Source organism: Bartonella sp. AA1HLJMS (assembly GCF_042197445.1).
Lineage (GTDB): Bacteria > Pseudomonadota > Alphaproteobacteria > Rhizobiales > Rhizobiaceae > Bartonella.
The window spans coordinates 16,633-24,962 of the sequence record NZ_JBHIRW010000018.1 but is presented as its reverse complement, the minus strand read 5'-3'; the positions used below and the strand labels follow the sequence as shown (position 1 = coordinate 24,962).

Here is an 8,330-nt window from a genome sequence, read left to right as displayed (position 1 = left end):
CATCTCAAAGGAGGAACCGACATCTCAAAGGAGGAACCGACATCTCAAAGGAGGAACCGACATCTCAAAGGAGGAACTAAAAAACTGTAAAAGCGTTTAACAGTGAAGAAGCCCCTAGGCTGACAAATTGGAGCCCATGCTGTCAACCTCTCATTTGGAAAATGATTGATGAATCCCTTTGTTTTTATCCTCTTATTAGTTTCATGTACAGATGATTTTAATAGTTGCTATTCGAACAATACAATGGTTAAAATCTATCCAACGGCTCAAGCATGTGAACAATCCATGATACCGTCCACAAAAAAGTTTTCATTTTCTGGACAACAAATTTTTGCTCAATGTATAAACGTCCATGCAGATTTACATCAACAAGAAGTAAAATTGATCTGGTCTGTAACAAACCGTGGAAATTTCCTGCTTAAAAGCCAAAACGTAAAGGACAAGCTGTCTACAGTACACAAAGAAGATATTTTACCAACATCGCTTCCTCTTTTACATTCTTCTTCCACAAACCTCTTGCACAAAAAACTTTAAAAGCATAAACCCATCAGATCTCAAAAAAATAATCAATGAAAGACATGATGGATAATAAGCGAATGCACCCTTCAAAAGACCATCACACAGAGCAAAATTCTCTGCCTCAAGATCTCCCTTTAGATCCTGCTGTAGAACGAGTAAGAAAAAAACTTATGGGTTTAATGATTATTTCCGTTTTAATAACGCTTTTCCTTATTCTAACCGTACTGTTTTTAATTGTTTATAAAGTGATAACAACCGGATCAGCGCCAAAACAAACAGAGCTATCTTCCTCTCTCAGCAAAAACCCACACATTATCCATCATACGCTCTCTCTACCGGAAAAAACACAGATTTTGTCGCAAAGCCTCTCAGAACACAATATTGTACTGAAAGTTTTAACCCCTGATGGACAAACAAAATTTATGATTTACAATTATCACACCGGTGCACTTGTCTCCATTCTTTCTGTTGAAACAACAAAAGAGAGAGCGAAGATAATGCCCCATTAAGAAAACTAACATCAATAAGCGCTTAACATAGCATCCTGAAGGTTTAAACATTTTCTGCAAGCCGACACTATCACACGCTTTGCCAACTCGTGGATGTTGCCCACAATCCTTTGCCCTAGAGAGAGTTCATAAGAGCCATTTTTATTCCTTCTTATACAAATTTATCCACACGGGCTCTCCCCGTTTGCAACGTGCAAGCGAATGGTTTTTGTTGATCCAACATGGAACAAATTTGGAAATGAGAGAATTCTAGGGGTTTAGGGGCTCTCACCTAACATTCAAAACAATGAATTATTATTATAAATTAATGTGATAAGTCTTAAATATCCACCACACGGGCGACGGCGCATTTTTACTGTATCCCCTCATTTAAATCTTGGAAAAGAAGAAACCTTTCTGTCAACGCATTCCCATTTTAAGAAAATGACATCACTTGGGAAAAGCTAATGAACGTGCAAGAAATACCTCTTCTTGAGTGCAAAAATTCAACATATTAATTTATAGTGATCATTTATTTTGCATGTCGAACGAGAACCTCAAATACTGTAAGATTCTCCCCCTTCAAATCTGTTCATGAGGAACTTAATCAAAATCATTTGCTCACATATCCCAGCAAGGAAATGGATGAATAAAAATACCTCTTATGAATGATCCGGTATCAAAAGAAGAACTGTTGCAACATTGAAAATTAAAGCAATAACGCCCAGCTTACATCTTTTATTAAGCAAAGATAGCCGATGAATTTCACATAATAGAATTCATGAATACCAACGCGAAATGGGCATAAATACATTGAACATAAGTGTGAATTAAATAAAACAACGACATTGCGTTCTTCATAAAAGAACTGCCTCTTAAAATACACGGATGCGGTTTTCTCTGTATCCGCTTACTTAAATCTCAGCAAAGAAGCAATCTTTTCTGTCAACACCCTTTGTTAAGTCTCAATACAGCCCCGTGAACATTCAAGGAAAGCGCAAGAGGCTTCTTGAGTATATATAATTTACTATCATGATACCAATAACATCACCACAAGCGCTTACACAGCACCCTTCAGGTTTAAACATTTTCCTCTGCTTCAAGATTGACCACTTGAGCGACGACGCATCTTTCCCTGTATCCCCTTACTTAAATCTCAGCAAAGAAGCAATCTTTTCTGTCAACACCCTTTGGTTAAGTCTCAATACTGCCCGTGAACATTCAAAGAAAGCGCAAGAAGCTTCTTGAGCATATTATAATTTATTATCATGATACCAATAACATCACCACAAGCGCTTATACAGCACCCTTCAGGTTTAAACATTTTCCTCTTCTTCAAGATTGACCACTTGAGCGACGACGCATCTTCCCCTGTATCCCCTTACTTAAATCTCAGCAAAAAGGCAATCTTTTCTGTCAACAGCCTTCGTTAAGTCTCAATACAGCCCCGTGAAAACTCAAGGAAAGCGCAAGAAGCTTCTTGAGCATATTATAATTTATTATCATGATACCAATAACATCACCACACAAGCGCGCTTACACAGCACCCTTCAGGTTTAAACATTTTCCTCTGCCTCAAGATTGACCACTCGGCGACGGCGTGGTTTTCTCTGTATCCCCTCACCTAATCCAGGCAAAGAAGAATCCTCTTTTGTTGCTGTTTTTGTTGCTGTTGATGCATCTCCATTGCTAGAGCTTTCTGCTGTTGTAAGTGAAAGCTCAAGAGATGATTCATCTTGAGTCCGTACAGTACGTCGACGGGGAGAACGACGTATTTTTTTGACAGGTTCAACATTTTTCTCAGAGAGGCAGTGCTCTTGATCTGTTTTTTCATCCGATAGAGCCTCTAAAGCGTTTTCTCGCGCATCCCCATTTTGCGCTTTATCATATTGGCCATTGCCATTTTTTTGCGACGACATTTGTAATACATCTGTATCACCCTCGACAGCATCCTTTTTTTCACCATCAAGATTTATTTCAGCGCATTCTTGCCCATTGTTTTCATCACGATTTTCGTTTTCATCACCACGATTTTCATCACGCCGAACCGATTGAGACATTTGCCCAGCTGCTGCTAAAATAATACGCAAATAGTGCTCGGCATGTTGTAAATAATTTTCCGACATAACACGATCGCCTGCACCTTGTGCATCACGCGCAAGGCTTATGTATTTATCGGCAATTTGCTGAGCATTCCCGCGAATTTTAACATCCGGACCGCTACTTTCATAATTGCGAGACAACGGATTAGGACCGCGACGATTATTATTGTTATTACCATTATTGTTATTATTGCGACCGCGTACCCGTCTATTTTGTTGTGGCCTCATCTTTATCCCTTTTTGGAGTGTTTGTCTTATGTGTGTCTTAATTGACGCTTCCTCATTACATTATCTTTTGATAATGCTGATCATGTTTAACATACGATTATCAAGCTATCCGCGTTTATTTCACTCAAACGAACCCTACTGATATTGATAAAAGCATATATTTTCTTGAAAATCACAAAACAGCAGGGAAATCGTAAATCAAAAATTCCCTTTTTCTCTGTCAAACAGCAGAAACCTAATGATGTTCACGTAAAATGCCAAGTGTTTTTTTTAAAATAAACCATATTTCACTAAAAAAAATAATTATCTTGTGGAAAACAAAAAGGAAAACACACATATAACACACCTGACAAAGAAAAAATTCCTGCCAGAGAATACTAGAAGCTTCCTTTTTTGCTCTAAAACCACCGCTCCTAAAAACGCCGATATCCTCTACCCCCTCGTGCATTTAACTCACAAGCACTTCCATCCCAACGAGTCACTGCGCGAACCTCTTTATTTTATAAATATAGCCTCTCTTCATCGCTAAAGCAACCCCTTGCGAGCGATAATCCACGATCGCCTCACAAAACCTCTTAACTTTTATAGATAGATTAACACGAAGTATTATTCAAGCCCTATAATCACCAAGAGATCAATCTTCTTTCCCAAACAAGTCAATGATACTATCAATTTTTATTTTAACCCATAGAGTTTTTAAGTTAATCACAGTTTTTATTTATAACAAATTGAGCTTAAAAACAAAATATTTAAATACAAAAAAATATCAAATTATGAAAAAAACGACCAATATGTCACACTTTTTTAAAAATCAGCTTCTTCTCAAAAAAATACCCTCCTCAAAGCCTATCAATAAGAATGGCCTAACGTATTTCCTTACTTATCTTTTCTGATAAAGAAAACTAGAATTATAAAACAAGCACATTTTTAAACCCAGCACAGCGCTTTACGCATGAAGAAGCCGTAAATGTTTATAAAAGGAATGTTTTTTACTCATTTTTGTCATGTCTATTGACTTACACCCTCAAAGAATGAAGATTCTCAAATCACACTGGTCTGTCAACAATGAAAATACTTATAAAATTCATACACTGAATTGATTTGTAATGGTAATTCATATTTTTTGTGTTGAGTAAGAAAATTAATATCGTAGGATTTTTCATCCTCAATCTGTTTGCTGTTGAATCAATCTCTTTTTCTTGCATGTTACATGTGGGAAAACCTGCGTGGAGTAAAAACGATAAAAAGACTAAAAGTGCCTCTTATGAACCGTCTCTAAGGCTAAAGGGCTGTCGACAGGCACCATTGGGAGCGAGCAAAATGTGAGATAGTACTGGCTTACTCTTTTTCAAACCATAAAGATGAACATGCTCTATAAATTTTATACATTCATGAGGGTTTTACCATTATACCATTCACCAAAACCATTACGAAATGGATTTCCCACACTCGTTATTTCCCTTAAAAAAGCGCAACAAACCCTCCTGAAACTCCACCACGCCCCCTTAAACATTTCAAGGAGGCCATCCATACCTTATGTCGCCATACCTTAAATAAGAAGTGCGATATAACAAGATAAATAAATCAAGCTGCTATTGGTCATGAGGCAGATAGTCATTTAAGAGGCTTTTATCTTTTTGTCAAAATTCGCATCCTTTTAACTTTCCATATAAAAACTTAAAAGTAATTGCGCCTTTTGCCTGTTTTATTTTCTCTTTCATTCAGAAAACAGTCTCGTAAGAGAAAATAATTTCCATCCCCAGGACGGACCCTCGTCAAACATTGTTTTTTAGCACTATCAGAAAGCTTATCCCACATTTCACGAATAGCAAAATAGGCCTCACTTTCCAAATTAAGACAATGCTGATAAACCTCTCTTTTCATATCGGGCATAACGGAAGCAGAAATTTCCTTGCAATATACGCGTAGATCAAAAACAGGAATAACCAATTCAACGGGTGCTTGTTGTGTTACTTTTTTATGAGAAGAAAAATAACTAACCACCTTTGCAACAACAAAACACAAAAACACTATACAAAAAAGTATTATGCAAACAAAAGCAATCTTGCGATATAATCTTTTGAAATAAGCCTTTTGTCTTGCTCGGATTCTTTTTTCCATAAAGATTGTACCCTTTAATATCCCAAGAGAAGCTTTTACAGCAAAAAATGATAGAAGTATCTGTGTACACAATACAGGTTATAGCCGCAAACGATCAAGACTCTTATGTCAAAAGACTCTCTTTTTTACCGTATAATTCTTATGAAACACTTTTCTCATGCCCTTTATGAAAAAATAGGGCTGATGATTTTCTCTCACCACTTTTAAAGACAAAGATTCTTCATCCATGCGGATCTATAAACAATTCGTCTTTGTTAAGACACATCACATTGATTTACAAAGAGTATTTATTGTTTTGCACGTTGAATGAGAAACCCGAACACCATAGGATTCTCTCATTTCAAACCTGTTTATGTTAAATCAACCAAAACCATGTTGCTTACAAGTTACAAGCGGAACTGGTATGTGGATTAAAAACTGTATAAGAAAGGCATATGCCTCTTATGAATCGTCTCACGAACCAAGGCTGTCGTAATATTGGGAGCGAGCAAATACAATGATGGTGCGGGCTTGCCTCTACATAAGCGTAAAGATGGGAGTGCTCAATGGATTTACCGTTATTCACCACACAAACACTTCATATATAAAATTTTACACGCCTTCTATTACCGCCCCCTCAAAAAGCAGTCGCTAAAACAAGATAAGAGATTATAGATGTAAAACTCCAAACAAAAAAGAATAGACTTTCTAATCGAGATCAACAAACACTGTTAAAGACACATTTGCATTTTTGACCATGCTGGCATGTATGATAATGGCCCTTCAAATGCGCCACCATTTTATGCTTCACCTCATATCATTCTCTGTCAAACAATCACAAAGATTCTTTAACTATTCAACGCCCCCCCCCCAACCAAAGCAAAGAAACCGAAACCAGACGCCTGCATTTTTATTTGAATCTTCCCTATTGGGATAAAACACACAAGAATTTAAAGATTTCACTGCAAAATGAAATCACAAAATACAATAATGAGAAACATATCCAAAGCCATCTCAATAACAAATATATAGCGCCCCTGTTATTAGAAAGTAAAAAAAGCCGCACCATTTAAAGGCGCGGCTTATGAATAGAGATATAACTAAATAAAATACAAAAGAAATCAATAATAAATACTTATACACAAAACGTATAGTATTGCAAGCTTTTTAATTATATTTATAAAAATATCCAAAAAGAGTATAAATAATGATACATTCGTATTGAGGAGAGCTGTTTATAACAATACACTTTCTAAAATAAAAACGTATCAAATAAATCAAAATACTTTTTAGCTTTATCTCAATATAATCCATGAAAAAACACACATGATTTAAGTCCATAATTATAATAAGATCCGTTCTTTTACGCTTGTAAAAGCTGGTTTTTCTTAACTTACATTCACCACTTCAAAAGATGAAGATTCTTCACCCAATCTGATTTATCAACAGCCCAGATTGCAGTGGGGTCCATTTGGCTTTTTCGTATGTGATTGATTTAAACTTAAAGCTCAACAAATAAGCCTGCCTTAAATATTTGCCACGCCCTTTAAAAAACACTTTTTGTATCATGGAAGCTCTTACAAAGAGACTTGCCTTATATCATCACACCTGAAAGGACAGTCTTTACAGCATAAACAGGACAAGACAAATCAACAACCGCTTGTACAATCTTGTCTGATAAGAAAACAAGTGAAACGTTAGCCTTCAAGCCTGCTCCAACAGTATAGCATTTCTCTTCTTTATAAGAAAAGACACAACGATACGCATGATTTTCTTATAGGCATTTTTCTGCTTTTGTCCTTTTAGCAATTAACATTTTCTTTTTATGGGATTTTTAACAAATTAAAATTGCGATGAACTGCACTTTTTTTCTTTTTAAAAAGCGTAAAAATGGCAATTTTTTATAGATTTAAAATCATCAAACGCCCTATCCAAAAAGCTTTTTAAAATGATTGCAAGATTTTTTATCTTTTTTAAAACTTCTTTTGTCATGCGTTTTTGTTCGAACACGGCTCCTTTCTCTGTAGGCTTTAAAAACTTGCCCTTAGATTTCAATATGCGCCCTACTCTCCCCAACAACGCATGATCAACTTATCCTGCAACAACGCTTCTCTATCAATTTTTACCCTTTTTTAACATCTCAAACAGAGTGCAATTCCAATCCCCACCGAAGATATAAATCAGGTTTATCTCATCTATAGCTTCAACCCATACATATTGTTATGATCACTCTTTTCTATTTTTCCTTTTCTAACAAAGAAGAAATCTCTCTAGAATGCTCAACACTGATGTTTTGAGCAACACTACTGTATATTCCTAGCGGCTTATGTGCTGTAAATTTTGAAATAAAAGAGCTGTAGTCTATTTTTGGCGCCTCGTATATTGGAGAAAAAAATATGTCTCCAACGGACGATGATTCTGTTTTAATTTCTGGTGCGCTCACAAAACTGTTTGGTGTCGTTATTCCACCACTCACAACACTATTAATACTGTCTTGCTTCTCTTCTTTCTCATTTTTTTTCTGTTCGACATTGGTAAGATCTAGAGCATTTAATTTTTTTTCTAAAGCATCCATGCGCTTTGCAATTTTTGTAATATCTTCATATGCTTTCTTCAACAATGCGTTTAAAGGAGCATGTCCCATTCTTCCGCTAGCATAAAGAACCACACGAATACATTCCGGATCATCAATATCAGCAATAGAAAATGGAAAAAGTGCCATTATATCCCCCTTTTTTATAAGCTAAACGCGTATTAAGGCATTTGCATCTCTTTTTTCGTTGTACGGCTCTTGCATTTCTCAGACAACCTCAGAAAACCTCAGAAAACCTCAGAAAACCTCAGAAAACCTCAGAAAACCTCAGAAAACCTCAGAAAACCTCAGAAAACCTCA

5 protein-coding genes are annotated in these 8,330 nt (G+C 36.1%); 2 read left to right on the top strand and 3 right to left on the bottom strand.

Annotated features, from left to right (window positions below; translation table 11 throughout):
- Window positions 1-168 precede the first annotated feature (168 nt).
- Window positions 169-534 carry a hypothetical protein gene (locus tag ACFIQE_RS06120; RefSeq protein ID WP_375641011.1) on the top strand — a complete coding sequence of 122 codons (366 nt, stop codon included), beginning with the start codon at window positions 169-171 and terminating at the stop codon, window positions 532-534.
- A 44-nt stretch (window positions 535-578) separates the two neighbouring features.
- Complete coding sequence (locus tag ACFIQE_RS06115) at window positions 579-1,028, top strand: hypothetical protein (RefSeq protein WP_375641010.1); 450 nt, start codon at window positions 579-581, stop codon at window positions 1,026-1,028.
- Window positions 1,029-2,563: 1,535 nt separating this feature from the next.
- On the opposite strand, the gene ACFIQE_RS06110 is transcribed toward ACFIQE_RS06115, so the two are convergent.
- The 3 genes from ACFIQE_RS06110 to ACFIQE_RS06100 form a co-directional block, all read right to left on the bottom strand.
- Window positions 2,564-3,337: a DUF4167 domain-containing protein gene (locus ACFIQE_RS06110; protein ID WP_375707390.1), complete on the bottom strand. Its 774-nt coding sequence runs from the start codon at window positions 3,335-3,337 to the stop codon at window positions 2,564-2,566.
- Window positions 3,338-5,014: 1,677 nt separating this feature from the next.
- Window positions 5,015-5,458 (bottom strand): hypothetical protein, encoded by a 444-nt coding sequence (locus ACFIQE_RS06105; protein WP_375610680.1) that lies wholly within the window; start codon window positions 5,456-5,458, stop codon window positions 5,015-5,017.
- Between the two features lie 2,215 nt (window positions 5,459-7,673).
- On the bottom strand, window positions 7,674-8,159 hold the full coding sequence (locus tag ACFIQE_RS06100; RefSeq protein ID WP_375613651.1) for a hypothetical protein: 486 nt from the start codon (window positions 8,157-8,159) through the stop codon (window positions 7,674-7,676).
- Window positions 8,160-8,330 lie beyond the last annotated feature (171 nt).